Origin of the sequence: Thermogemmatispora aurantia, from assembly GCF_008974285.1 — a bacterium.
GTDB classification, from domain to species: domain Bacteria; phylum Chloroflexota; class Ktedonobacteria; order Ktedonobacterales; family Ktedonobacteraceae; genus Thermogemmatispora; species Thermogemmatispora aurantia.
This window is the reverse complement of sequence record NZ_BKZV01000003.1, coordinates 302,365-323,705: the sequence shown is the minus strand read 5'-3', so window position 1 is coordinate 323,705 and position 21,341 is coordinate 302,365. Positions and strand designations below refer to the sequence as shown.

19 protein-coding genes are annotated in these 21,341 nt (G+C 61.3%); 10 read left to right on the top strand and 9 right to left on the bottom strand.

Annotated features, from left to right (window positions below; genetic code table 11):
• The first annotated feature begins 85 nt into the window (after window positions 1–85).
• Complete coding sequence (locus tag KTAU_RS11060; RefSeq protein WP_151728444.1) at window positions 86–391, top strand: hypothetical protein; 306 nt, start codon at window positions 86–88, stop codon at window positions 389–391.
• Window positions 392–446: 55 nt separating this feature from the next.
• On the top strand, window positions 447–1,073 hold the full coding sequence (locus tag KTAU_RS11055) for an ATP-dependent Clp protease proteolytic subunit (RefSeq protein ID WP_151728443.1): 627 nt from the start codon (window positions 447–449) through the stop codon (window positions 1,071–1,073).
• Here the strand turns inward: KTAU_RS11055 and KTAU_RS11050 are convergent.
• Window positions 1,070–1,894: a LamG domain-containing protein gene (locus KTAU_RS11050; protein WP_151728442.1), complete on the bottom strand. Its 825-nt coding sequence runs from the start codon at window positions 1,892–1,894 to the stop codon at window positions 1,070–1,072. The genes KTAU_RS11055 and KTAU_RS11050 overlap by 4 nt on opposite strands.
• Window positions 1,895–1,920: 26 nt before the next feature.
• A complete protein-coding gene (locus KTAU_RS11045; RefSeq protein WP_151728441.1) occupies window positions 1,921–2,901 on the bottom strand; it encodes a GAF domain-containing protein in 981 nt (326 codons plus the stop codon).
• Between the two features lie 459 nt (window positions 2,902–3,360).
• Between KTAU_RS11045 and KTAU_RS11040 the strand changes: the two genes are divergently transcribed.
• Window positions 3,361–4,203: a hypothetical protein gene (locus KTAU_RS11040; protein ID WP_151728440.1), complete on the top strand. Its 843-nt coding sequence runs from the start codon at window positions 3,361–3,363 to the stop codon at window positions 4,201–4,203.
• A 74-nt stretch (window positions 4,204–4,277) separates the two neighbouring features.
• On the opposite strand, the gene KTAU_RS11035 is transcribed toward KTAU_RS11040, so the two are convergent.
• Window positions 4,278–4,757: a hypothetical protein gene (locus KTAU_RS11035; RefSeq protein ID WP_151728439.1), complete on the bottom strand. Its 480-nt coding sequence runs from the start codon at window positions 4,755–4,757 to the stop codon at window positions 4,278–4,280.
• A 472-nt stretch (window positions 4,758–5,229) separates the two neighbouring features.
• Here KTAU_RS11035 and KTAU_RS11030 point away from each other — a divergent pair, with 472 nt between their 5' ends.
• Complete coding sequence (locus KTAU_RS11030; RefSeq protein ID WP_151728438.1) at window positions 5,230–5,673, top strand: ArsR/SmtB family transcription factor; 444 nt, start codon at window positions 5,230–5,232, stop codon at window positions 5,671–5,673.
• 283 nt (window positions 5,674–5,956) lie between these two features.
• On the opposite strand, the gene KTAU_RS11025 is transcribed toward KTAU_RS11030, so the two are convergent.
• From KTAU_RS11025 to KTAU_RS11010, 4 genes are all read right to left on the bottom strand, one after another.
• Window positions 5,957–7,183: a glycoside hydrolase family 53 protein gene (locus KTAU_RS11025; RefSeq protein WP_228026407.1), complete on the bottom strand. Its 1,227-nt coding sequence runs from the start codon at window positions 7,181–7,183 to the stop codon at window positions 5,957–5,959.
• 190 nt (window positions 7,184–7,373) lie between these two features.
• Window positions 7,374–8,303, bottom strand: coding sequence for a carbohydrate ABC transporter permease (locus tag KTAU_RS11020; RefSeq protein ID WP_151728437.1), 930 nt, complete (start codon window positions 8,301–8,303; stop codon window positions 7,374–7,376).
• Entirely contained in the window at window positions 8,303–9,277 is a 975-nt protein-coding gene (locus KTAU_RS11015; RefSeq protein ID WP_151728436.1) for a carbohydrate ABC transporter permease, read from the bottom strand. The genes KTAU_RS11020 and KTAU_RS11015 overlap by 1 nt, the downstream gene beginning before the upstream one ends.
• A gap of 206 nt (window positions 9,278–9,483) precedes the next feature.
• Window positions 9,484–10,806, bottom strand: coding sequence for an ABC transporter substrate-binding protein (locus KTAU_RS11010; protein ID WP_151728435.1), 1,323 nt, complete (start codon window positions 10,804–10,806; stop codon window positions 9,484–9,486).
• Window positions 10,807–11,261: 455 nt separating this feature from the next.
• On the opposite strand from KTAU_RS11010, the gene KTAU_RS11005 reads away from it, so the two are divergent.
• Window positions 11,262–12,404 (top strand): LacI family DNA-binding transcriptional regulator, encoded by a 1,143-nt coding sequence (locus KTAU_RS11005; protein WP_151728434.1) that lies wholly within the window; start codon window positions 11,262–11,264, stop codon window positions 12,402–12,404.
• 255 nt (window positions 12,405–12,659) lie between these two features.
• Window positions 12,660–15,062, top strand: a complete 2,403-nt coding sequence (locus KTAU_RS11000) for a beta-galactosidase (RefSeq protein ID WP_151728433.1) — start codon at window positions 12,660–12,662, stop codon at window positions 15,060–15,062.
• 172 nt (window positions 15,063–15,234) lie between these two features.
• Here the strand turns inward: KTAU_RS11000 and KTAU_RS10995 are convergent, their stop codons facing one another.
• Window positions 15,235–15,609 (bottom strand): DoxX family protein, encoded by a 375-nt coding sequence (locus tag KTAU_RS10995; RefSeq protein WP_151728432.1) that lies wholly within the window; start codon window positions 15,607–15,609, stop codon window positions 15,235–15,237.
• Between the two features lie 240 nt (window positions 15,610–15,849).
• Between KTAU_RS10995 and KTAU_RS10990 the strand changes: the two genes are divergently transcribed.
• Complete coding sequence (locus KTAU_RS10990) at window positions 15,850–16,494, top strand: TetR/AcrR family transcriptional regulator (protein WP_151728431.1); 645 nt, start codon at window positions 15,850–15,852, stop codon at window positions 16,492–16,494.
• A gap of 102 nt (window positions 16,495–16,596) precedes the next feature.
• On the opposite strand, the gene KTAU_RS10985 is transcribed toward KTAU_RS10990, so the two are convergent.
• Complete coding sequence (locus KTAU_RS10985) at window positions 16,597–17,856, bottom strand: glycoside hydrolase family 18 protein (protein WP_151728430.1); 1,260 nt, start codon at window positions 17,854–17,856, stop codon at window positions 16,597–16,599.
• Between the two features lie 236 nt (window positions 17,857–18,092).
• Between KTAU_RS10985 and KTAU_RS10980 the strand changes: the two genes are divergently transcribed.
• From KTAU_RS10980 to nadC, 3 genes are all read left to right on the top strand, one after another.
• Window positions 18,093–18,506, top strand: coding sequence for a secondary thiamine-phosphate synthase enzyme YjbQ (locus tag KTAU_RS10980; protein WP_151728429.1), 414 nt, complete (start codon window positions 18,093–18,095; stop codon window positions 18,504–18,506).
• Window positions 18,507–18,734: 228 nt separating this feature from the next.
• On the top strand, window positions 18,735–20,450 hold the full coding sequence (nadB, locus tag KTAU_RS10975) for an L-aspartate oxidase (RefSeq protein WP_151728428.1): 1,716 nt from the start codon (window positions 18,735–18,737) through the stop codon (window positions 20,448–20,450).
• Window positions 20,443–21,288 (top strand): carboxylating nicotinate-nucleotide diphosphorylase, encoded by an 846-nt coding sequence (gene nadC, locus KTAU_RS10970; RefSeq protein WP_151728427.1) that lies wholly within the window; start codon window positions 20,443–20,445, stop codon window positions 21,286–21,288. The genes nadB and nadC overlap by 8 nt, the downstream gene beginning before the upstream one ends.
• Window positions 21,289–21,341 lie beyond the last annotated feature (53 nt).

The following is a 21,341-nucleotide window of genomic DNA, read 5'->3' as shown; positions in this document are numbered from 1 at the left end:
GGGGAGGAGCAGGCGAGGCGGAAACCTGAACCGGACCTGACCAGGCAGGCCGACGTCGCATCAGAGAAGAGAAAGGAGTACCTGCATGCTACCACGTCCTCTGGCTCCCTTCCTGTCATATACACAAGAACACATCCAGTCAACCTTGCATATTCCCATTGTTTATGAAGAGCACCAGCTGGAGCCTCCCCGCTGGGAGTATCGTCTCATCAGCCTTGATCTGCGCAAAGAGCCACTGCTCTCCGAGGCCAGCCTGGCCAGGCTTGGGCAAGAGGGCTGGCTGCTCCAGGCCATTGTCGACGAGCGCGCCAGCGGAAGTGGCACCCAGCTGCACTACTACTTTGTACGTCGCCTCCTCGAATCAAGGCGAGAGGCAGCCGGAGAAGAGTAAGCTGCAAAGGAACGAAGACCAGACAGAGGGCAACCGCGAGAAAGGACCAGTTGTTATGAGTGCTACCCTTTACGTACCGACCGTCATCGAAGCTACGGGACGCGGAGAGCGCGCCTACGATCTCTACTCTCGTCTGCTCAAAGAGCGCATCATTCTGATCAACGGCCCCATCGAGGAGCAGATGGCGGGACTGGTCATTGCCCAGCTCCTCTTTCTAGCTGCCGAGAGCAGCGAGCGGGAGATCAACCTCTACATCAGTTCACCAGGCGGCGTCATCACCGCCGGTCTGGGCATTTACGACACCATGCGCATGTTGCCCTGTCCCATCGCCACCACCTGTGTCGGCTATGCCGCCAGCTTTGGTACCATCCTGCTGATGGCAGGGGACCGTGGACGGCGTCGGGCCCTGCCGCATGCCCGCATCCATCTGCATCAGCCGTGGACCTCCAACGGCGTCAGTGGCCAGGCCAGCGATATCGAGATCCATGCCCGTGAGATGCTGCACACTCGAGACATGCTCAACGAGATCATACAGCTGCATACCGGCCAGCCATTGGAGCGCATCAAGCATGACACCGACCGCGACTTCTTCCTGAGCGCCGCCGAGGCCGTCGAATACGGCATCATCGATGAGGTGCTGGAACCACCCATCAAGGAGGCGAAAGAGGTACTATCCTTCTAAAGTGGCTCGATGCGCACATAGTCAAGATCCAGCCACTGGCGGCCAGTCGCGATCGTACCGAAACGCAAGGTAGCGCGCGGGGTGGCGATCGCATACTGGTTGTCTACCCAAGCCACGAAGCCCAGGGGGCGCACTGGGGGTGAGGGAGCGGTAAAGAGGAGGCTGCCGTCCACAAAGAAACGGGCCTGCGATGGCAACCACTCAAGGGCATAGGTATGCCAGTCCGTGAGGACAACTTCCTCCAGCAGGCGCTCCTGGGCCCCGGTCAGGCGCTGCAGCCAGCGCGCCGCGGGGCGCAGCTCACCGCTGAGCCGCCCCCAGAGGGCTGCCAGAGCCGTGGGCACGGCTGCCGTCAGGAAGCTCGGGCGCAGCGCATGCACTACTTGCGCTTTCCATCCCCAGCCCGGCACGCCGGGCACCAGGGCCATATTCGAAGGAGGTGAGGCGTAGAAGAACCAGACTGCCTCGGGGAGCATCAATATATCCCCGCGCAGCGAGAACGGGTAATTCCAGAAACCGAAGCCGGCGGTCCCGCGCAGCAGCCCCGGCGTCTCCGCCGTACTGGCCAGTGTAGCCGCCGGATGAGAGAAGGAGGCTCGTACCTCCAGACGCAGCGGTGGATGCCAGGGGAAAGCCCGACGCGGCAGCTCACCATAGTCGTCGATCTGTGCGTCGCTGTACTCCCCCTGGCGGCTGGCCTCTAACTCCAGGCGCAGACGCGACTGCTCCATGCTCAGACGTCCGCCACCCAGGCAGGTGCGCCGCCAGCGCGGATCAAGCTCGCCGCTTTCCTGCTCCCGCCAGTCAAAGTCGTCGAACATAGACGATCTTCTATTCTAGAGCCTCTTCAATTGAGTCGCAGAGACAATTCGAGCAACTTATCTTCCAGCTCCTGCCAGACCAGCTGTTCCGCCTGCAGATTATTGAGCGAGTGGCCCGAGCGAGTGGCCTCCATCATCACCTCTGAGACGCGGCGGCGGAACTGCATAAAATACTGCCGCTGGATGCTCTGGTCTGGCATGACCCGCAGTTCGATATCTTTAGGATCATAGAACTCCTGGGGATCGAAGGCCAGGGCCAGCAAATCGGCATACTGCTGAATGAGCGTCAGGCGAGCCTGGGAGAGGAAGTAGTAGGGCTGAGTGCTGGAGACCAGGAAGCAGCCGGCGACGCGTCCGGCGTAGAGGATAGGGTGGGCGGCGGCGCTGCGCTCATAAGGATCGCGATGAGCGGGGATGAGCGAGTGCTCCTCATCGATATTCTGAATGGCGTTCGGGCGGCAGGAACTCACCACATAGCCCGAGAGGGACTCAGCGCTCAGAAACATCGCTTTGTGCTCCAGCTCCCCCCCCCACGGTGGAGTGCCCAGTCCGAGCCACTCGCGCAGGCTGCGGATCTTTCCCTCCTTGGGAGGCATACAGCGCACCACACGCACGGCCATCCCCATATGATCGGGGTCGAGCTGTCCCAGCGCCTGCTGGAGGATCAGGTTGCTCAGCGACCAGTAGCGCATCGCCTCGGTCGTCGTTGCGCGGGCCCGGAAGATCCGCGCATAGAAAGCAGCGGGAATCTCAAGGGATGAGTCGTCAGAGGGAGCTGTCACGAAGTCCTCAAACTCGGCCTGAATCAGCTCCTGCAGCTGCTCGCGGTACTGGGGCAGTGCCTTGAGTAACAGGCGGAGATTCTGAGGGCGAGGGTCGGAAGTGCCGGAAACCCAACGACCCAACGTGGTGGGCGTCACCCCCAGCTCCTCGGCCAGGCGCTGTCTCTCATGGGTATCAGAGATGATGGTTCCTAGCAGTTCGCGCCAGGTGCGTGGTTCATCCATAGCGTGTTGCCTTGCTGCTGAAATGGCTCTTGCACTGATCTTCCGTCATGATAACAGCTTAGCGCCTGACCGTCAACTCTTTTGCCGCCTGAGTCTACGAGCCTTGCTCTTTCCTGCCCAACCTGTTCCGGCCCGCCAGGCAAGCACAAGCTGGCCCCAGGGAGCAGGCGAGCCATCCCTCCCTGTCGCGCTTGTCCCGCACCGTCGATGGCGGTACAATAAGGGCAGGGTGTCTCAAGATGTCTGTTCCTGGATAATTGCAATGCTGGTCGGAGCAACCGTCGCAGCCACCTGACTCGCTGCGTGTCTCTCTACTTGCCTGTCTGCTAGCCCGCCTGCTTCAGACTGGACCAAGGCCGGGCGGAAGAGAAGGGCAGGCCTCATCTCTCTTCCTTTCGTAGTCAGGAGGCAGCTGTCGGTCTGTGATCAACTGGCCAATGCTCTGAGGGGAGGCGAGCCATGTACGCCAGGCAAGCAACAAGCGACGAAGCGACAGAGATGCTGGTCGAGCAGAAGCTGAACGCCTTCGCACGTCTGCGCCCCGAATTTGAAGCTGCGTTCCTCTTTGTCCAGCAGGTGCAGGGGCAGGAGCGCTTTGCGACCTTCCCTATCGAGATGACGGTGCGCTATTTCCATGCTCTCTGGATCTGCGAGTGCAAAGACCGACTGCTGAGCGTGCCCAAGACCATCGAACGCTACGAGGGCGAGCGCTGTCTGCAGCTGCTGCGCGGCTGGCAGGAGGGCGAGACCGCCGAAGTGGTTGCTTTCCTACAGCGGCGGCTGGACGCTATGCCTTTTGCCGATCTCACGCGCCAGATCCAGGAGACGCACCGTCAGGGACAAGGAGGGCCGAATCTGCTGTTACGGCGGCTCCGCCATGGTCGGGCCGTACTCCTGAATCGCGTCATGAATCTGCTTCAGGCTCTCGATGCGATCTTCAGCCCGGACGAAGAGACGTTGCGCAGCCAGGTGCGGGAGGCCTGCCACCACTATGGCCACGGGCCGGAGCAGATCGAGGCTCAGCTGGCTGAGTTGCGTTCGCCGCTCTATGCCTATCTGCCCCATCGCCTGTTGGCCCGCGAGAATATGCTCGTCATGAATCGCCTGGGGGCAAGTGCCTGCGCTGGTCAGGAGCGACGTCTCTGGGGTGAAGCTCGACCTCAGACAGAAGGGGGGCCGCGGGCCCACGTCCTCGTTGATGGCTATCGCGATCTCACCTCAACGCGCAATCCTGTGCGCATGAGCCGTGCCGTCAGCCAGCTTATCGGCGCCAGTTTGCCGCTGGCTGCAAGCGCCGGCTGAGGCTGAGTCGGCCTGAAGCCAGTAGCGCCGGCGTGGAGGGGGAGGAGCCGGCGCGCGCCTGGGCACCTGCCGATTTAGTGGCTCCGCCTGCCTCGACCCCTCTCGCCTGCCTCCACCTCGTCTAGCGATTGGAAGATCAGGCCGTCCACCGGCTCATCCTCGCTGGGACCAGCCTGTGCTGCCTCAGTGCGTGCTCCTGCCGGGGCGGGGCCTGCGCTGGCGAAGGCACTGAGTAGGTGCCCGATCAGGGTCAGCAGGAGGCTATAAAAGATAGTGGTGGCGATAGTGCCGAAGAGGAAAGCCAGCGGTCCCGTGAGGTCAAGCCAGCTCACAGTGCTACCCGTAATCATCCGCAGATACGGAGAACTGTCCGGGCTGACGAAGAAGGCCCCACTGCTGCCGGGAGCAAGCCCGAGCTGGATGAGACGCTGATAGGTACTCCAGATCAGGTATACCTCCACTGCAGCGGTAGCCAGCCCAAGAACCATGATTAACCTGGCGGCTAAATGACAGAGCCGTGCGAATTTTCCTTGAGCAAGGAGATCTTTCCACATACGTTGTGCGCTTCCCTTCCCAATAGGGATAGACAATACTGTCTTCGAAACCGGTGGCTGGCCTGGACTTGAGCCTGCAGTCGCTTCATCCTGAACGATGCAAGCGGTCGCTGCCTGGCCAGCCGGACCGATCTCCTGGCCACTCGCTGTTCTTCGTTTGTTCCCTTCTCGCCTGTTTTCTTTTGTCCTCTTAGCTATTCCTGCTGACCAACAGCGGCGCGCCGCGGCGCCCGTCAGCTGTAGCAGGACGGTTAGTATTAGTATAGTACACAGGCCGGGATTGTCGCTTATCTAGCCTGCCTGGTCTCCTAGCCTCTCTGCTCCTTCGCCGGCTGGCCGCCGGAAGCTACAGGTCACCAGGCCGCTTTCCTTGACGCGCGTGCTGTCGAGTGGTATCATCCTCCTATCAGCCTATACGGATATATATGAGAGCTGTCGGATGGTAACAAGCAAAGAAGAGGCAGAAGCGTATATGAAGAGTGAGGGAGCGAGAAACAGCGACAGCGCCACGTCGCAGGTAGTGACAACAGCCGGTCTGGCGGACAGGCAGCGCGACGAGGTGCGGGACCGGCCCGTGAGCGAGGAGGCCCTGACACCAGAAGCTGCTGAGCTTTACGCGCGCTTCTTCAAGGTGCTCAGCGACCCGACACGGCTGCGCCTGCTCGCCTTACTACTGGAGGCTCCGGCCCAGGGGCGCACGGTCAGCGAGCTAGTAGCGGCCCTGGGAGTGCCCCAGGGGCGGGTCTCGACCCATCTGGGCTGCCTGCGCTGGTGCGGCCTGGTGCAAGGGGTGCGCGAGGGGAAATATGTCTATTACCGTATCAGCGACGAGCGCGTGCGTCTGCTCCTGACCGTTGCGGGGACTCTATTGCAGGAACACGCTGCCAGCATTGCCTCCTGTGGCGTCATTCGCTAGCCACCAGTCTGGCGAGAGGTGCGAGTCGACTAAAGAGGAGAGGCAGAGAAGTTGACGTTTCGGGCTGGCGGGCTGGCGGTAACAATGGAGGGAGAGAGGGGAAGCGCTTGCCGTCCTGGCTGGGACCGTGCGCCGGAAGGGAGGCAAAACAGCCCAATCTACCAAACCGGTAGATTGGGCCACTTGTGTGGGCGCATGGCGACTGTGTCGGCCTCGATACTGCTTGAACACTCGGTCGTTAGAGAGGAGAAGGGAAGATATCTGCTCGTTCGTGCCTGGTTTGCTACTGGTAGCAGCGAATCGAAGGCAAGGCCCGACCTTGACGATCAAAGAGTGTCATGTTGTCCCAGGCGTCGCCAGCCCCTGGCTCCCAGCCTACCCCGGGTATCCAGGCAGATTCCCAATAGACCAATCCCCGTCCTCGGCCTTGTGGCACCCCTTCTACGATGGCCCGCACCGTGCGGATATAGGCCAGCTGTCCCTCGGGGGTCGGTGGATAGCCTGGCAGCAGTGGCGTCTGGGCATTGACAATATTTGGCTCGCTGTCCCCATCGGTCAAGGTCCAGGGATAAGCTGTCTCCACGACCACCAGGTCCTTGCCATAGCGCGGCGCCAGATCGTTGAGATTCGCCTGCAGCGCCGAGAGCGGCCCATGCCACCACGGATAGTATGACAGGCCAATCACGTCGAAATCTACGCCCTGAGCCAGTACGTGGTCGAAGAAGTAGCGGCTGCCAGCATTATCGCCACCGCGATCGATGTGCACCATCACCTCGATCGCCTGGCTGGTATCGCGTACAGCGGCGATAGCCGCCTTCAGCAAAGTTGCGAACTGGGGCCAGCGCTCTGTCCCGTTGACGTAGATCTGGCCCTGGGGCCAGAGCATCCCTGCAGTCACCTCGTTACCCGTCTGCACCATCTCTGGTAGTGTCCCCTGGCGTGCCAGGGCCCCCAGCACCGAGCGCGTATAATCGTAGACCGTCTGTGCCAGCGTTGCCAGATCCTGGCCCTGCCAGCTCTGTGGCGTCGTCTGATGGCTGGGGTCGGCCCAGAAATCGGAGTAATGGAAATCGAGCAAGAAGTGCAGGCCCGCAGCCTTGATCCGGTGGGCCATCGTCAAAATATGTGGCAGATCGTTGTACGGGATCGGCGGCTGGACCCACAGTCGTTCACGGATAAACGTCGCGCCATGATGAGCCACGATCTGCTCGGCGGGCAGCACGTGCCCCTGATCAGAAAAGTGCTTGCCGACGTCTTCCAGCTGCTGCAGCGTAGAAAGGTCGTGACCCAGCACTCGGGGGCGGGGTCGACCGCTCTGGCGAGGAGCCGGGTGCGGAGCCGCCAGCGCCGCTGGCAGACCGCCGCCGAGGGTCAGACCGCCGGCCAGGGCTGTTGCTGAGGCCATCTGACCAAGGAAACGCCGTCGGCTGACGTGCTCTCTCCAGAGGGCGGGCGCGGATCGCACGCCCCTGGCAACAGAGAGGGGATAGTTCTGCTCTTTGCGATCCATCGATTCTGCCTACCTTCCTCAGTGAGATCGAGAAGTCTCAGGGCATCCTGCCCTATCTGCCGGCCAGGGCTAGCTACAGACTGGGAGTGGCTTTGCTCGCGTCTCACCTGGGCCGGCAACCTCAACAACAACAGGACAGAACCTACCACAGTGACGATGCCTGGCAGAGGGCAGACGGGCCACAAGAGCACTAAGAGCGCAGGCTGCCAAAGGTCAAACCGCTCTGCCAGTAGCGCTGCAGGAAGAGAAAGCCGATCATGAGTGGGATCACCGAGATCAGCGAGCCGGTAATCACCAGCGTATAGAGAATGCGCGACCCACTGAAGGTCTGGGACAGCTGATTCCAATTGGCCAGGCCAACTGTCAGCGGGTAGTACGCCGGGTTATTGGTTACCACCAGGGGCAGGAAAAAGTTATTCCACGTTCCCACGAAGGTCAGCAGCAGCACCGTCACAAAGCCGGGAGCCAGCAAGCGCAGGGCAATGCTCCAGAAAATGCGCCACTCGCTAGCCCCATCGACGCGTGCTGCATCGAGCAAATCGTCAGGGAGCGCCTGCTCAGCGTAGACGCGCATCAAATAGACCCCAAAGGGGGTCACCAGCGATGGCAAGATGATGGCCAGCGGCGTATTCACCAGGCCGACCTTACTCAGTACCAGGTAGGTGGGGATAGCCAGGGCTGTATTGGGTACCATGATGCTCCCCAGGATAATAGCGAAGACCAGCTCGCGCCCTGGGAAAGAGAGCTTGGCGAAGGTGTAACCGGCCAGTGTCGCGATCAGGGAGGCTCCCAGGGCACTCACTACCGCGTAGTAGGCCGAGTTGGTCAGCCAGGTAACGAAGATGCCGTCATCGTAAGTAAAGACATCGTGCAGGTTCTCCAGCAGATGGAAATCCGGCGCGAACCACAGTCCGAAAGTCGAGAACAGCTCATCGTTGGTCTTCGTCGCCGAAACCACCAGCCAGAAGAGCGGGATCACAAAGTAGACCAGCATCAGCACCAGGAAGAGCAGGACCAGACCGCGCAGCGTCCAGCCGCTGCGTCGACCCACTGCCCGGGCCGAGGTCTGCCGTGTGGCAGCGACAGGGCCGCCAGCCGGAAGCGATCCAATACGAGCCATCAGCGTTGCCCCCTGCGATAGGTCACAAGCATGAAGACGTAGGAGAAGACGAAGACCACGGCGCCGAGCCCGAAGGAGACCGCGGCGGCGTAGTTATACTGCTGGTTCGTGAAGGCCAGGTTATAGGCGTAGAGGTTCGGCGTATAGTGGTCCTGGATCAGATTAGGGACGATGGCCGTCATGATCTGCGGCTCATTGAAGAGCTGCAGTGTCCCAATGATCGAGAAGACCACTGTCAGCACAATGGCCGGGGCGATCAGCGGAATCTTGATGCGTTGGGCGATCTCCCAGCCGCTGGCCCCGTCTACGCGCGCCGCATCGTAGAGCTCCGGCGGGATGGCCTGCAGGGCGGCATAAAGGATCACCATATTGTAACCGGTCCACTGCCAGGTCAAAATATTGGCGATCGAAGGCAGGAGGCCGGCGGCGGTCAAGAAGGGCGGTGGGGGCCAGTGCAGCAACTCCGCCAGTTGGGCGAAAGGGCCGATATGAGCGCTATACAGATAGCCCCAGAGCAAAGCGCCGATCACGCTGGGGATCGCATAGGGAAGAAAGTAGCCCAGGCGGAAGATTGTCTTGAGGCGCACGATCTGGCTATCGAGCAGCAGGGCCAGCACCAGGGCGAGGCCGAGCATCAAGGGCACCTGCGTAAACAGGAGCAGGAGGACATTGCGCACCCCCTCCCAGAAATTGCCGTCGTGCAGGACCTCCTGATAATTTTGCAGTCCTACGAAGGTAGTGCCTCCGATCAAACGCTCGACGAAGAAGCTAGTCCAAAGCGCGTATAGTAGCGGTACCAGGATAAAGAATGAGAAGAGCAGCAAGAACGGGAGCAAGAAGAGGTAAGGGATCACCGCTCGCTGGCGCCAGCGTCGCCAGCGCCGCAGAGCGCTGGGAAGGCCGCTGGCGGGCGGTGCCAGTTCCTGGACCTCGATCGCTTGCTGTATTGCTTCAGTCTGACTATGCTTTGCCATATGCCGTGACGGTATCATCGTACAGGCCTCTCATTCAGACGAGGAAGGCAAAAGAGAGGGTGAGGAAGAGCCGACCCAGCGCCGAGCCTGGGAGCAGCAGGGCATCGTGGGCCAGGAGCGGTGCCGGGAGCGATCGAGCGGCTGGCCCCGGTTGCTGACCGACCGACACCCGGTCCTGGGTCCCGGCACCTCCCTGACGTCCTTGCTCATGAGATGACCGTAAAGCCCTGTGAGCGCGCGTAGGCCACCACCGCGTTCTGCGTATTATGCATCGCCTGCTCGAACGAGATCTTGCCGTTCACCGCCGCCGCCAGCTGATTCTGCAGCTGGGAGAAGACATAGTCCTGGAAAGGACTCCACTGGAAAGAAGTATTGACCTCCTGAGCGGACTCCACGAAGATGCGGTTGACCTGCTGACCACCGTAGAATGAGTTGGCCGTATCGAAGCTCGGGTCCTGTAGAGCGCTCTTCTGAGAGGGGAAGAGGTAGAGCTTCTGGGTCAAGATCTTGACAGCCTCGGGGTTCGTGTTGAGCCACTTGACGAACTCCGCAGCCTCCGCGGGGTGCTGGCATTGGGTCGTCACCGCATCGGTCGAGCCGCCCCAGTTGGCCGAGGCCTGCTCTCCAGCAGTCCACTGGGGTAGCGGCGCCACGCGCCACAGGCCGGCGGACTTTGGCGCGAATCCCTCCAGATCGGACGGCGCCCAGGCGGCAGTGATCCACGTAGCCAGCGTCCCATTCTGGAGCGCGGCGTACCAGTCGTTGTTCCAATCAGCGGTGGTGCTCACCGCCCCACTCTTGACCAGGTTTCCCCAGTAGTTCGCCACCTTAAGCGCGGCGGTGTCATCCAGATGGATCTTGAGCGTCGTTCCATTGACCACGAAGGGCTGGGAACCGGCCTGCCAGAGCAGCGAGAAGAACCAGGGGCCATCGCTGGCAGAGAAGTCAGTGATATAAATCTTGGGATTGGCCTTATGCAGCTGAATGGCTTCCTGGGCGTACTGGTCCCAGGTGGTGGGGACGGGGAGGTTATATTGCTTAAAGATATCCTCGCGGTAGAGCAGGCCCATCGGGCCGGTATCCTGGGGGATGGCATACACCTTACCGCCGCTGGTGACCTGGGCCCAGGTCCAGGGGACGAACTGATCCTTCACGTCGTTGGCCCCGTATTGCGAAAGGTCAACCAGCTTCCCGCTGAGGATGTACTGGGGAAGATAAGCGTACTCGATTTGCACCACGTCGGGAGCGCCTGAGCCGGCCTTGAGAGCTGTCGTCAGCTTGGTGTACTCCGTGCCGCCCGAACCGACGTTCTGCCATTTGATCTTGATGTTGGGATGGCTCTTCTCGAAGAGATCAATCGCTTGCTGGAGGTTGGGCACCCAGGACCAGAAGGTGAGCGTCACCGGCCCAGAGCTGGCGGGCGTCCCACCACAGGCCACGAGATAGCTGCCGATGCTGAGCGCCAGGAGCAGCAGCAGGCCGGCCTTGGCCATCCCCCTGGCACGGCAAAATAGGAGACCGCGGTTCATCTCTCGTTTCCTCCTTGACTGCACTGTAGGAGCTGACGCCTGCTAAAGACACTGCAGACGCACTCAACTGAGTGACCGATTGACCCGGCGACGTCGATTCGTTGGTTCGTCCTCTCGGCACTGACTCAGTCATCCGTCTCTCCTCCCATCCATCCCCTCAGTCGTCTCTTCATCCGCCTTGCCCATTAGTTCGTCCGTCCGTCCGCCCGTCCGTTCATCCCTGCCTACCCAGATCGCCCTCTTTCAGCCGCTCGCTGGTGTGGGGCGCCGGCTTCCTGCCAGGCCGACCAATCCGACCGCTTTCCTTGCCTGCCCTGATAAGGGGGAGGTGGAACGGTCCACACGCGAAAAGTATAGAAGATGGACCGGTCCATGTCAAGGGTGAATGGACTATTACTTGACATGGACCGGTCCATCTTCTATACTCTAAGCGAAGAGTTGAGGATGCGCTTTCGATGAAGGAATCTCGCTTTCAGCAGTGGCAGCATGAACGGCCTGGGGCAGCCAGAAAGGGGCACATGGTTACGATTTACGACATTGCGCGGGCGGCAGGGGTTGCCAAAAGCACAGTTGCCAACGTTCTGAGTGGCAAAGGCAAGGTCAGCGAGGCCACGCGTCAGCGTGTGCTCTACTATGCTCGGGAGCTAGGGTATCGGCCCAATCTACTGGCGCGCAACCTCTCGCAGCACCGGACCTTTACCGTGGCTCTCATCCTGCCCACCATTGCCAACCCCTTCTATCCTGAGATCATGGAGGCCATCGAGCACATTCTTCGCCAGCGGGATTACCAGACCCTCTTCTGCAACACGCACGGTGATTTTGCCCTGGGGCGGCAGCAGATGGAGCGGCTGATGAGTCGCTGGGTTGATGGCTACATCATCATGGGGTCGAGCATGGACATAGCCGACATTGCGCACTATTTCCGTCAGGGAGTGCCCATTGTGCTCTGCGACTGGCAAGAGAATGAGTCGCCGTCGGACATCCCCCAGGTCACGGTAGATTTCTTCCGGGCGGGGCAGCTGGCTGCCGAGCATCTGCTGGCGCTGGGGCATCGGCGCATTGCCGTGATTGTTGATGAGCCTCAGCAGCACCTGCGATTAGAAGGTTTCCGTACGACATTGCGGCAGGCTGGACTGGAGCTACCCCCGGACCGTATTGCCCTGGGTGATTCCTCGCTGGAAAGCGGCTATGCAGCGGCGCGTCAGTTGTTGAGCGTCGGGCAGGAGCTGGCGCCGCCAACGGCGATCTTTGCGACGAACGATTGGATGGCCCTCGGGGCAATGGAGCTGGTCCTTGACCGCGGGCTGCGCGTACCCGAGGATATCTCGATCGTTGGCCTTGACGACATTGTGGTCTCTGCCCATCTGCGTCCGCCCCTGACGACCATCGCTATTCCCAAAACTCGCCTGGCTCAGGAGGCGACGGAGCTACTGCTGGCCCAAATTGAGGCGGCGAGCCGGGAGCAGGGGCACGAGTTGCCGCTGGCTGGCGAGGGCAACGATGGCGCGCCTCAGCGCCAGGCAGAGACAGCCCCGCTGCGTCTGGTCCCGCCTTCTCTGGTGGTACGCCAGTCCACCGCGGCCCCTGTTTCGTCCTGACCGGGCGTTTTGTCTGCGTCCGACCTGTCTGTCACGCTGCTGGCGCTCTCTACCCGCCTGGCGCCTCCATCTATGTCTGTGGTCGCCGTTCAGGTTCTGGCTGGCTGTCCCCTATACAACTATAGTTCCTGACGACAGCTCAACCTGACAAATAGGTAGCGCCCGGCACTCAGACTGCTGGCGGCCTCAGCGTGTGAGTGATCGAGCAAGTGATTCTTCAGTCAGTAAGAGAGAAGAGCAGGAGGGAGAAGCCCATTGTCCGCCACATCCTGGCAGCCACGCCTATCCGCTGATGATCGTTCCTACTATCGACTCGACCTGCGCGCTGCGGAGGCAGCGGCGGAGGGGCTACCAGAGCCGCGCCTCCTGGCACGCTCGCCGCAAGGAGAAACTCTGGCTCTGGCGCATCGCTATTTACTCCGCAACGGGCAGCCCTGGATTCCCGTCATGGGCGAGTTCCATCCCTCGCGCTATCCGCGCCGCTACTGGCGTGAAGCGCTGCAGAAGATGCGTGCCGGCGGTCTGTCGCTGGTCTCCATCTATGTTTTCTGGATTCACGTCGAGGAAGAGGAGGGACGCTTTGACTGGTCGGACAATCGCGATCTGCGCGCCTTTGTGCGGCTCTGCAGTGAGATGGGGCTGGAGATTCTGCTACGTGTAGGACCGTTTGTGCATGGCGAGTGTCGTAACGGTGGGTTGCCCGACTGGCTTTACGGGCGGGCGGTGGCTGTGCGCTCGAATGACGAGCGCTATCTGTTCTATGTGCGCCGCTACTTCGCTGAGATCGCGCGTCAGGTGCGGGGACTCTTTTTTCAGGAGGGAGGGCCAATTCTCGGCGTGCAGCTAGAGAACGAGTATATGCATGCTGGGGCGCCCTGGGAGCTAACTTTTCGGCCTGGCAGCGAGTGGGTGCCGCGGGGCAACGATGGAACAGCCCATCTGGAGCGCCTGCTGACCCTGGCCCGCGAGGTAGGTCTGGAGGCACCCCTCTACACCTGCACGGCCTGGGGGGGAGCTGCCGTACCCGCGGAGGGGTTTTTGCCGATGCATGCCGCCTATCCTTTTACGCCCTGGGAGCCTGATCCTGCCTTTGAGCCATCGCCCAGCCGTGAATTTCTCTTTCGCTCCCCGCAGCAGCCCGAAAGCGACTGGTGGCGGGCCGGGGCCTTCCGCTATCCAGTAGAGCGCTATCCGTACGCCTATTGCGAGCTGGGGGCCGGCATCCAGATGACCTATCTTCATCGTCCCCAGGTGCCACCTGAATGCACGCAGGCGCTGGCCCTGGTGGCTCTGGGCAGCGGCTGCAACTGGCTGGGTTATTACATGTACCACGGTGGCTCGAATCCGGTCGGTCGTCACAGCTTCTTCAACGAGTTTACGGTGCCGCGTCTCTCTTATGATTTCCAGGCCCCTCTGGGGGAGTATGGTCAGCTCCATCCCTCCTATCATCATCTGCGCCTGTTGCACCTCTTCTTGGCGGAGTTCGGCAGTCAACTGGCTCCGCTGCCAGTGGTGCTACCTCCGGGGGCCGCTGCCGTGAAGCCGCAGATGACTGGGGTACTGCGCTGTGCGGCGCGTGCTCAACAGGGTCAGGGCTTTCTCTTTGTCAATACCTATCAGGATCATGCCGTGGGCCAGGATCTGGAGGGGATCACGCTGGAGGTCCTGCTGCCGGAGGGACGGCTGCGTCTGCCGCGTGAGGGTGGTCTGCGGCTGCAGTGGGGAGTGAGCGCTATCTTCCCCATTGGGTTGGAGCTGGCTAATGGCCTGTACCTGCGCTACGCCACGGCCCAGCCGCTGACGGTACTGCGCGCTGACGGGCGAACGACTCTGGCCTTTTTTGCTCCCGAAGGACTTCGGACCGAGTTTGCCTTTGCTCGTGAGGGCTGCCAGGCTCTGGCGGTGGTGGGGGGGAGGATGCTGGAAGAGAGGGAAACGCTCTATGCCTGGCCGGAGCCTGGTTTGGAGACGCGCCTGGAGGCAACCAGCCTGTCGGGCGAGACCGTTGAACTGCTTGTCTTGTCGCAGGATCAGGCTCTGCGCTGCTGGAAAGTGAAGTTAGCTGGCGGCGAATATCTGCTGCTTGCTGAGAGTGAGGGAACGGCCTGGGTCGATGCCGAGGAGGAGGGGCTAACGATCTGCTGGCAGGGCGAGTCTCAGCTTGATCTACTGAGCTATCCGCGCTTGCCCGCGACGCTGGAGAAGGTGGGCCTGCTGGCAGAGTGCGGCCAGCAAGGCTTGTTCTGGCGCTACCGTCTGCAGCGTACTCCCTGGCAGGCTCGCTGGTCGCTGGAGCAGCCCGAGCCGCAGGTGGTGCGCCTGCGGCTGGCGGCAGAGGCCCTGGAAGGGGTGCACGACCTCTTTCTGCATGTGGATTGTGTGGCCGATGTGGGACAGGCTTTTCTCGATGGGCGGCTGGTGGCCGATTGCTTCGGCTCTGAGCAGCCGTGGGTGATCGGTCTGAAGCGCTTTCTGCGGCCCGGGCAGGAACTGGAGCTGATCCTGCGCTTTACTCCTTTACGGGCTGATGCCCCAGTGCTGCGCTACTTCTCCAGGGAGCGGCTGCCAGCGCCTGCCAGCGATGGTACCTTGCCGGTGACGCTGCGGGCCATCCGCCTGGTGCCAGAGTATAGGGTCCAGCTGGAGCAGCATCGCTGAGCTGCTGTGGCCCAGCTCCGGTTTCTTCCCTCTGTCCGACCGCTTGACATTGCTTCCTTGCCTGGAAGGAGCCTCATCGCTCTTGAGTTGAAGAGGCGCGGACGCTGGTCCTGCGCCTCCTAGGCCCCTTCTGCTAATTACGGTATCCCCACAAAGAGGACCGGCAGCGTTTTTAGAAATGGGCACTTGGCAGTCGCCCGATAGCGACAACTAGCGCCAGCAGAAGCAAGATCAAGTTGAGGCCAATCTCGCGATATTCGCCTTGCCTGGCGTGGAAAATGGCGGCAAAGATCATGATGAGGGCCAGACCACCGGCAGCAGCCACCGTCAGCCCGGGGAGAACGCCGGTCGCCAGCGGGAGGACAAGCCCTATAGCTCCTAGAAGCTCGCAGATACCGATAAAGCGCACCAGCATTGGTGGCACCCTGCCTACCCAGGCCATGCTCTGCTTGAGCTGCTCTAATGGGCGAACACTCTTCATGACTCCCGCTGTCAGAAAGGCGAGGGCTAGCAGACTCTGTACGATCCAGAGAAGCCAGTTGCTCATTGTTCTCCCTCCTTGTCTTAAACAACAGCTATCTTGAAAGCATCGGCTATTGTCTAAGCAATAGATGTTGCTTATCATACTACTGTGCCCTGGAACTGCTGGGCAAGAGACAATCCAGCCTCTCTGTTGTCTAGGCAACAGGAGGCTGCCCTCTGTTGGCAAAGTCGTGATCGCAACGACTTGAGGCAGTTGGGCGCCGAGCGTCGAGTTAGTCCACACAGGAGGCTGTGAAGAACAGTTATGAGCACAGTGGAAGGGCAGCCCTTGGGAGAATCAGCAGGTGGACACGTTGATCCGCGCGTCCGCCGTACCCGGCGGCTGCTGCAGCAAGCGTTTCTAGAACTCTTGCAAGAGAAGAGCTTCTCCGATATCAGTATTCAGGATATCGCTGAGAAGGCAACTGTTAATCGTACTACGTTCTACGCCCATTTTAGCGATAAATATGCCCTGGCTGATGCGGTGATCCGCGAACGCTTTCTGGAGGCTGTTACCAGCAAGCTGCCAGCTACCCCAGGCTGGCGGCTGGAAAGTCTGCGCCTGCTCATCAGCGCTGTCTTTGAGTTCCTTGGCGGGTTGCATGAGTACTGCTCACCGGCGGGAAGGCAGTTTGATCCTTTGATGGAGCGGGCGGTCCAGCAAGAGCTAGCGCGCATCTTGCTTCAGTGGCTGCGGCAAGCTCCAGCCAATAGCTCAGCTCATCGATGGTCGTCGCGCCCGGTGCCTGTGGAGACGTTGGCAGAGGTCATGAGCTGGGCCATCTTTGGCTGTGCCGTCCAGTGGAGCAAGCGTGAAGAGGGGAAACTGACGGCAAGGGAGATGAGTGAGCTGGTGCTGCGTATCCTTGTGGAGGGCACGCGTCGTCTGGTTCCTGGACTGGAAGAATGAGGCTGGCCAGCCTGGCTTCCTGCTGTCTGCCGCAGACGGCCAGGGACGGAAAGTATGCCCGGGCCAGGACTCTACTGTCCTGCGACGGACGGGACACCCGGTCTAGGCAGTGGCATTGGGGAGGATCGGCAGCAGCGCGCGCCAGAGCGTGCCCGGCTCCCAGGTGGCCCGGTACCAGACAGCGATTTGCAAAAAAGCCTGAGCGCTGCTGAACTGCGGCGTCTGCTTCAGCAGGTCGCGAAATTCACGAATGATGCGCAGCAAGTTCTCGGCGGTATGGTACCAGACGGCGTGCCTGGTCCCACTGCTGTCCGTGTAGACCAGGTGGGCGGCGTAGGGGTCGTTCAGGTTGCTGGCCTCCTGGTCGATCTGAGCGGCGGGAATAGTCTTGACCAGGGCCACCGCGTCGGCGTAGTTGATTCCGCCATCAAAGACCCAGTGCCCGTCGGCGGCCTGATGCCAGCGCGCCCCATAAAGGGGAAACTCCCAGATGGTGCGAGGCAGCATCTGGGGCATAGTCTTGAGGGCATAGGCCAGGATCTGCTTAAGCCAGGGCACGCTCACTGTGGGCCCCGGCGTGAAATAGGACTCGTCCAGTGACATGATGACGATAAAATCGGCGCAGTGTCCGAGCAGCGACCAGTCCTCAAAGCCGTTCAGATTGTAGTAGTCGTCCTGGTCGGCCACCTTATGAATGAGGGCGATGCCATAGGGCTTATTGAGGGCCTGCATGGCTTTCCAGACCAGGCGGTTGTAATCCGCGAAAAGCTGCTGGATCTGCGGATAGGTACGATCGGCGCCCTCCAGGTCCATAATGACTCCATCGTAGCCGCCCTGCTTGACGACGTTGACGATTGCCTGGATATAGGCCGGCTGCTGGGTAGCGGCTTTGATGTAATCCGACTGCTGCTGCGCCGTCCAGCCGTTAGCGTCGGTCTCCATTGTGACCGTCAGGTAGGCTTTGCCCCCCTTGCTATGGATCAGGCGAACCACGTTGTCCATGCTGAGGGTCCCCGGCTGGCAATTATTGCTCTCGCCGTCCATCAGCTGCCCTGTCAGGGGATTGACCCAGCCGCTACCAACCAGGGCCGCATCGGGATTAATGTCGGCGGTCTGCAGATAGGCCTGGATGCCACGCTGGCAGTCGCGTCCGACGATCCAGCCGAGCGAGGCCAGCCTGCCATTGAGCAGGTGGAGCGTCTGCGGTGTCTCCTGTCCCTGTTGCTGTAGGCTCACGTCGCTGCCGGCCCATAGAAAGCCAAGTGGGGCATGTGCCTGTACCACGCCCATTAACAAAACCAGCACAATGGCCACGACGATAAGCAAGAGTCCGGTCAGCACGCCACGCCTCTGCTGGTGCATGGAGTGTCCTCGCTGTTACCGCTGCTGGAGAGCTAAACCACTTTGTTCCAGAGCGTACCATATTTCCCCTCCCAAAGGGAAGGGCCTGGCCAGAACGAGTGAATTGCCCACGACCGGCGTCCGCACTATACTTGAACGAAAATGTCTCCTTGCCGATCCGCGCTTCCTACTGGCGGATCTGGCTCTGCGGCTCTATTGACTCGTGATTCTGATCTCTGAGAGAGCAGGAGGTTGTGATGAAATCACATACGGCCTATCTCACCTTTCACACCAAAAAGCGGAAGGATATTATCCCTATCACAGACCAGGTCGAGCGCATCATTCGCGAGAGTGGCATTCAAGAGGGCCTGGCGCTGGTTTCTTCGATGCACCTGACGGCCAGCGTCATTATCCAGGACGAGGAGTCTGGCCTCTGGCGCGATATCATGGAGTGGGCCGAGCAGGTGGCCCCCGAGCGGCCTACCTATCATCACCATCGCACCGGTGAAGATAACGGTGATGCTCATCTCAAGAATCTCTTGATGCATTTGCAGGTGGTCATTCCTATCACGCGCGGGCGCTTTGACGCTGGCCCCTGGCAACGTCTCTTTTATGTTGAGTTCGACGGTCAGCGCGACAAGCGTGTCATTGTGAAAGTCATCGGTGAGTAGCCTGATCTCTCTGATTCGCTCAGGCAGGCACAAACGGGCCGGGCCTGGATTGCAAGCGCGCTCGTGCTCTCCGGGCAGCACCTCCCCGGCCCCTTGTTTTCCTGACAGATCGCTGGTATACTTGTTAGCAATACGGTTGGTGTACTTGATACACCTTTTTCTTTTTTGAGGCCAGTTAGTGTAAATTTTACACTTAATGGCTGTGGACCGAGACAAGAAGGGACCATCATGGCGAGCTGCCAGAGATTTGATGTAGCCATTGTGGGCGCTGGCATCGCCGGCCTGACCGTGGCTCTCAGCCTGCCGCCTGACTGGCGAGTTGCCCTCTTTACTAAAGGGCGGCTGGGGGAGAGCAACACGCGCTATGCGCAGGGAGGGCTGGCGGCGGCACTGGGGCCGGACGACAGTCCCGAACTCCATTACGCGGACACCCTGGCGGCGGGGGCTGGCCTTTGCGATCCAGAGGCCGTACGTGTCCTCGTTGAAGAAGCGCCGGCAGCCGTGCGCTGGCTGATCGAGCTGGGCGTCCGTTTTGATCGCGCCGTGCCTGGAGAGAGTACCGAAGCCACGACCGCTGACGGTCTGCTCTTAGGTCAGGAAGCGGCTCATTGCCGGCGGCGCATCCTCCACGCGGGTGGCGACGCCACCGGGGCCGAAATCGAGCGGGCCCTTCTGGCCGCCCTCAAGGCCCGTTCCCAGATCACCATCTACGCCGACACTCCTGTCTGCGCTCTGCTCGTTGACGAGGCTGGCTGCAGTGGTCTGCAGGCCCTTGATCGGCAGGGACAGCCCTTTGTCGTCGAAGCGCGCCACACAGTTCTGGCCTGCGGCGGCACAGGCAGTCTTTGGGCTTACACCTCCAATCCCGCCGGAGCTACCGCCGATGGCCTGGCCCTGGCCTGGCGTGCTGGGGCCGCTTTAGCCGACCTTGAGTTTGTCCAGTTCCATCCGACTGTGCTCAAGGTCAACGGCGCCACTCACCTCATTTCGGAGGCCGTCCGTGGCGAAGGGGCCTATCTGCGCAACCATGCCGGCGAGCGCTTCATGCCGCGCTACCATCCCCTGGCCGAGCTGGCTCCGCGCGATGTGGTGGCACGGGCCATCCTCAGCGAGATGCTGACCGAGGGGGTAGATTGCCAATACCTCGACCTGACCCATCTTCCTGATGAGCGGATGTATGCGCGCTTTCCGACCATTGCCTCCCTTTGCCGTCGTCACGGCCTGGATCTGGCCCATGATCTGCTGCCCGTCGCGCCGGCAGCCCACTACTGCATGGGCGGAATTCAGGTCGACCTGCAAGGTCGCAGCAGTATTCCTCATCTTTATGCTGTCGGCGAAGTCGCCTGTACTGGTGTGCACGGGGCCAATCGCCTTGCCAGTAACTCCTTGCTTGAAGGACTGGTCTTTGGGCGTCGCCTCGCCGCGCTCCTACCTGGAGAGGCCCCTGAGCAGGCTTCCGGCGCTTCCGGACGACGGCAGCGCGAGCTGAGACTGTCGCTCTTCTCCGCTCAGGACCAGGCTTATCCCTGGCCGCTGCCTCCAGCCTGGGTCGGGCCAGAGGAACTGGCGCGCGCTCTCCAGCGTGAGCTACGAGACCTGATGTGGCGCTCAGTCTCGCTCTGCCGCGACGAGGACGGGCTGCGCAGCGCCTGGCAAACGCTTCAGCGGTTGCAGGCTCGCTTTGTTGAAGCGGCTCGTCCGCGTGCCCCGCACGAGCCAGTTGGGCGGGGCTGGCTAGAGACCGCCAACATGCTCGATAGCGCTGCTCTCGTTGTGCAGGCTGCTCTGGCGCGTCGTGAAAGTCGCGGCAGCCACTGGCGTAGCGACTATCCCCAGCCTGATCCGTCGCTCTCCGGCGTCAGTCTCGTCCTGCGGCCAGCTCTTGAGAGCGTCGAAGTGACGAGTCGCCCAGCTCTCCAGCACAAAGGAAGACCGTATGTCTGAACTCCCGCTTGACCTGATCAGGCAGGCTCTAATCGAAGATGGAGCCTATCGTGATCTCACCACCCTGTGTACAGTGCCTGCCGAGGCCCAGGCCCAGGCCGTTCTGCTGGCGCGACGCGAGGGAGTCGTAGCTGGCCTGGCCGTGGCCCTGGCGACCTTTCGCCTGCTCGATGAGCGTGTCCAGAGCGAGGCGCGTGTCAGCGATGGAGAGGCGGTCATCGCCAATCAGACGCTGGCCGTCCTCAGCGGACCGGCGCGCGCTCTCCTGAGTGCCGAGCGCGTGGCCCTCAACTTCCTCGGCCACCTCTCCGGCATCGCCACCCTGACCGCGCGCTGCGTTCGAGCCGTGGCCGGCACCGGCGTGCGCATTCTCGATACGCGTAAGACCACCCCTGGGCTGCGGGCCCTCGAAAAAGAGGCTGTGCGCCTGGGCGGAGGCCATAACCACCGCTTCGGCCTCAGCGATGGCATTCTTATCAAGGACAACCATATCAAGGCTGCCGGCGGCCTGACCGCTGCCATTGAGGCTGTGCGCCGCCAGGTGCCACATCTCCTTAAGATCGAAGTTGAGTGCGAGACCCTTGAGGAGGTGCGAGCTGCCGTACGGGCCGGAGCCGACGTCATCTTACTCGACAACATGGAGGTCGAGCAGTTGCGTCAGGCCGTCGCCTTTGTGCGGGCCGAAACGCCCGGCCTCCTGCTCGAAGCCTCCGGCGGTATCGGCCCAGATCCGGAGCGCCTGGCGGCAGTGGCGGCCACCGGCGTCGACTTCATCTCCCTTGGGGCGCTGACGCACTCGGCTCCCAATCTGGATGTCGCCCTGGAGTTTCTCACGTAGTCCTTGCCTGCGGGAGCGTTACCGTTCAAGCAGTCACGAAAGGAGGAGCGAAG

Excerpts from the sequence above, each read along its gene's own strand:
- KTAU_RS11060 (WP_151728444.1), top strand. The coding sequence starts at position 86 with ATGCTACCACGTCCTCTGGCTCCCTTCCTGTCATATACACAAGAACAC.
- KTAU_RS11055 (WP_151728443.1), top strand. The coding sequence starts at position 447 with ATGAGTGCTACCCTTTACGTACCGACCGTCATCGAAGCTACGGGACGC.
- KTAU_RS11050 (WP_151728442.1), bottom strand. The coding sequence starts at position 1,894 with ATGTTCGACGACTTTGACTGGCGGGAGCAGGAAAGCGGCGAGCTTGAT.
- KTAU_RS11045 (WP_151728441.1), bottom strand. The coding sequence starts at position 2,901 with ATGGATGAACCACGCACCTGGCGCGAACTGCTAGGAACCATCATCTCT.
- KTAU_RS11040 (WP_151728440.1), top strand. The coding sequence starts at position 3,361 with ATGTACGCCAGGCAAGCAACAAGCGACGAAGCGACAGAGATGCTGGTC.
- KTAU_RS11035 (WP_151728439.1), bottom strand. The coding sequence starts at position 4,757 with ATGTGGAAAGATCTCCTTGCTCAAGGAAAATTCGCACGGCTCTGTCAT.
- KTAU_RS11030 (WP_151728438.1), top strand. The coding sequence starts at position 5,230 with ATGAAGAGTGAGGGAGCGAGAAACAGCGACAGCGCCACGTCGCAGGTA.
- KTAU_RS11025 (WP_228026407.1), bottom strand. The coding sequence starts at position 7,183 with ATGGATCGCAAAGAGCAGAACTATCCCCTCTCTGTTGCCAGGGGCGTG.
- KTAU_RS11020 (WP_151728437.1), bottom strand. The coding sequence starts at position 8,303 with ATGGCTCGTATTGGATCGCTTCCGGCTGGCGGCCCTGTCGCTGCCACA.
- KTAU_RS11015 (WP_151728436.1), bottom strand. The coding sequence starts at position 9,277 with ATGGCAAAGCATAGTCAGACTGAAGCAATACAGCAAGCGATCGAGGTC.
- KTAU_RS11010 (WP_151728435.1), bottom strand. The coding sequence starts at position 10,806 with ATGAACCGCGGTCTCCTATTTTGCCGTGCCAGGGGGATGGCCAAGGCC.
- KTAU_RS11005 (WP_151728434.1), top strand. The coding sequence starts at position 11,262 with ATGAAGGAATCTCGCTTTCAGCAGTGGCAGCATGAACGGCCTGGGGCA.
- KTAU_RS10995 (WP_151728432.1), bottom strand. The coding sequence starts at position 15,609 with ATGAGCAACTGGCTTCTCTGGATCGTACAGAGTCTGCTAGCCCTCGCC.
- KTAU_RS10990 (WP_151728431.1), top strand. The coding sequence starts at position 15,850 with ATGAGCACAGTGGAAGGGCAGCCCTTGGGAGAATCAGCAGGTGGACAC.
- KTAU_RS10985 (WP_151728430.1), bottom strand. The coding sequence starts at position 17,856 with ATGCACCAGCAGAGGCGTGGCGTGCTGACCGGACTCTTGCTTATCGTC.
- KTAU_RS10980 (WP_151728429.1), top strand. The coding sequence starts at position 18,093 with ATGAAATCACATACGGCCTATCTCACCTTTCACACCAAAAAGCGGAAG.
- nadB (WP_151728428.1), top strand. The coding sequence starts at position 18,735 with ATGGCGAGCTGCCAGAGATTTGATGTAGCCATTGTGGGCGCTGGCATC.
- nadC (WP_151728427.1), top strand. The coding sequence starts at position 20,443 with ATGTCTGAACTCCCGCTTGACCTGATCAGGCAGGCTCTAATCGAAGAT.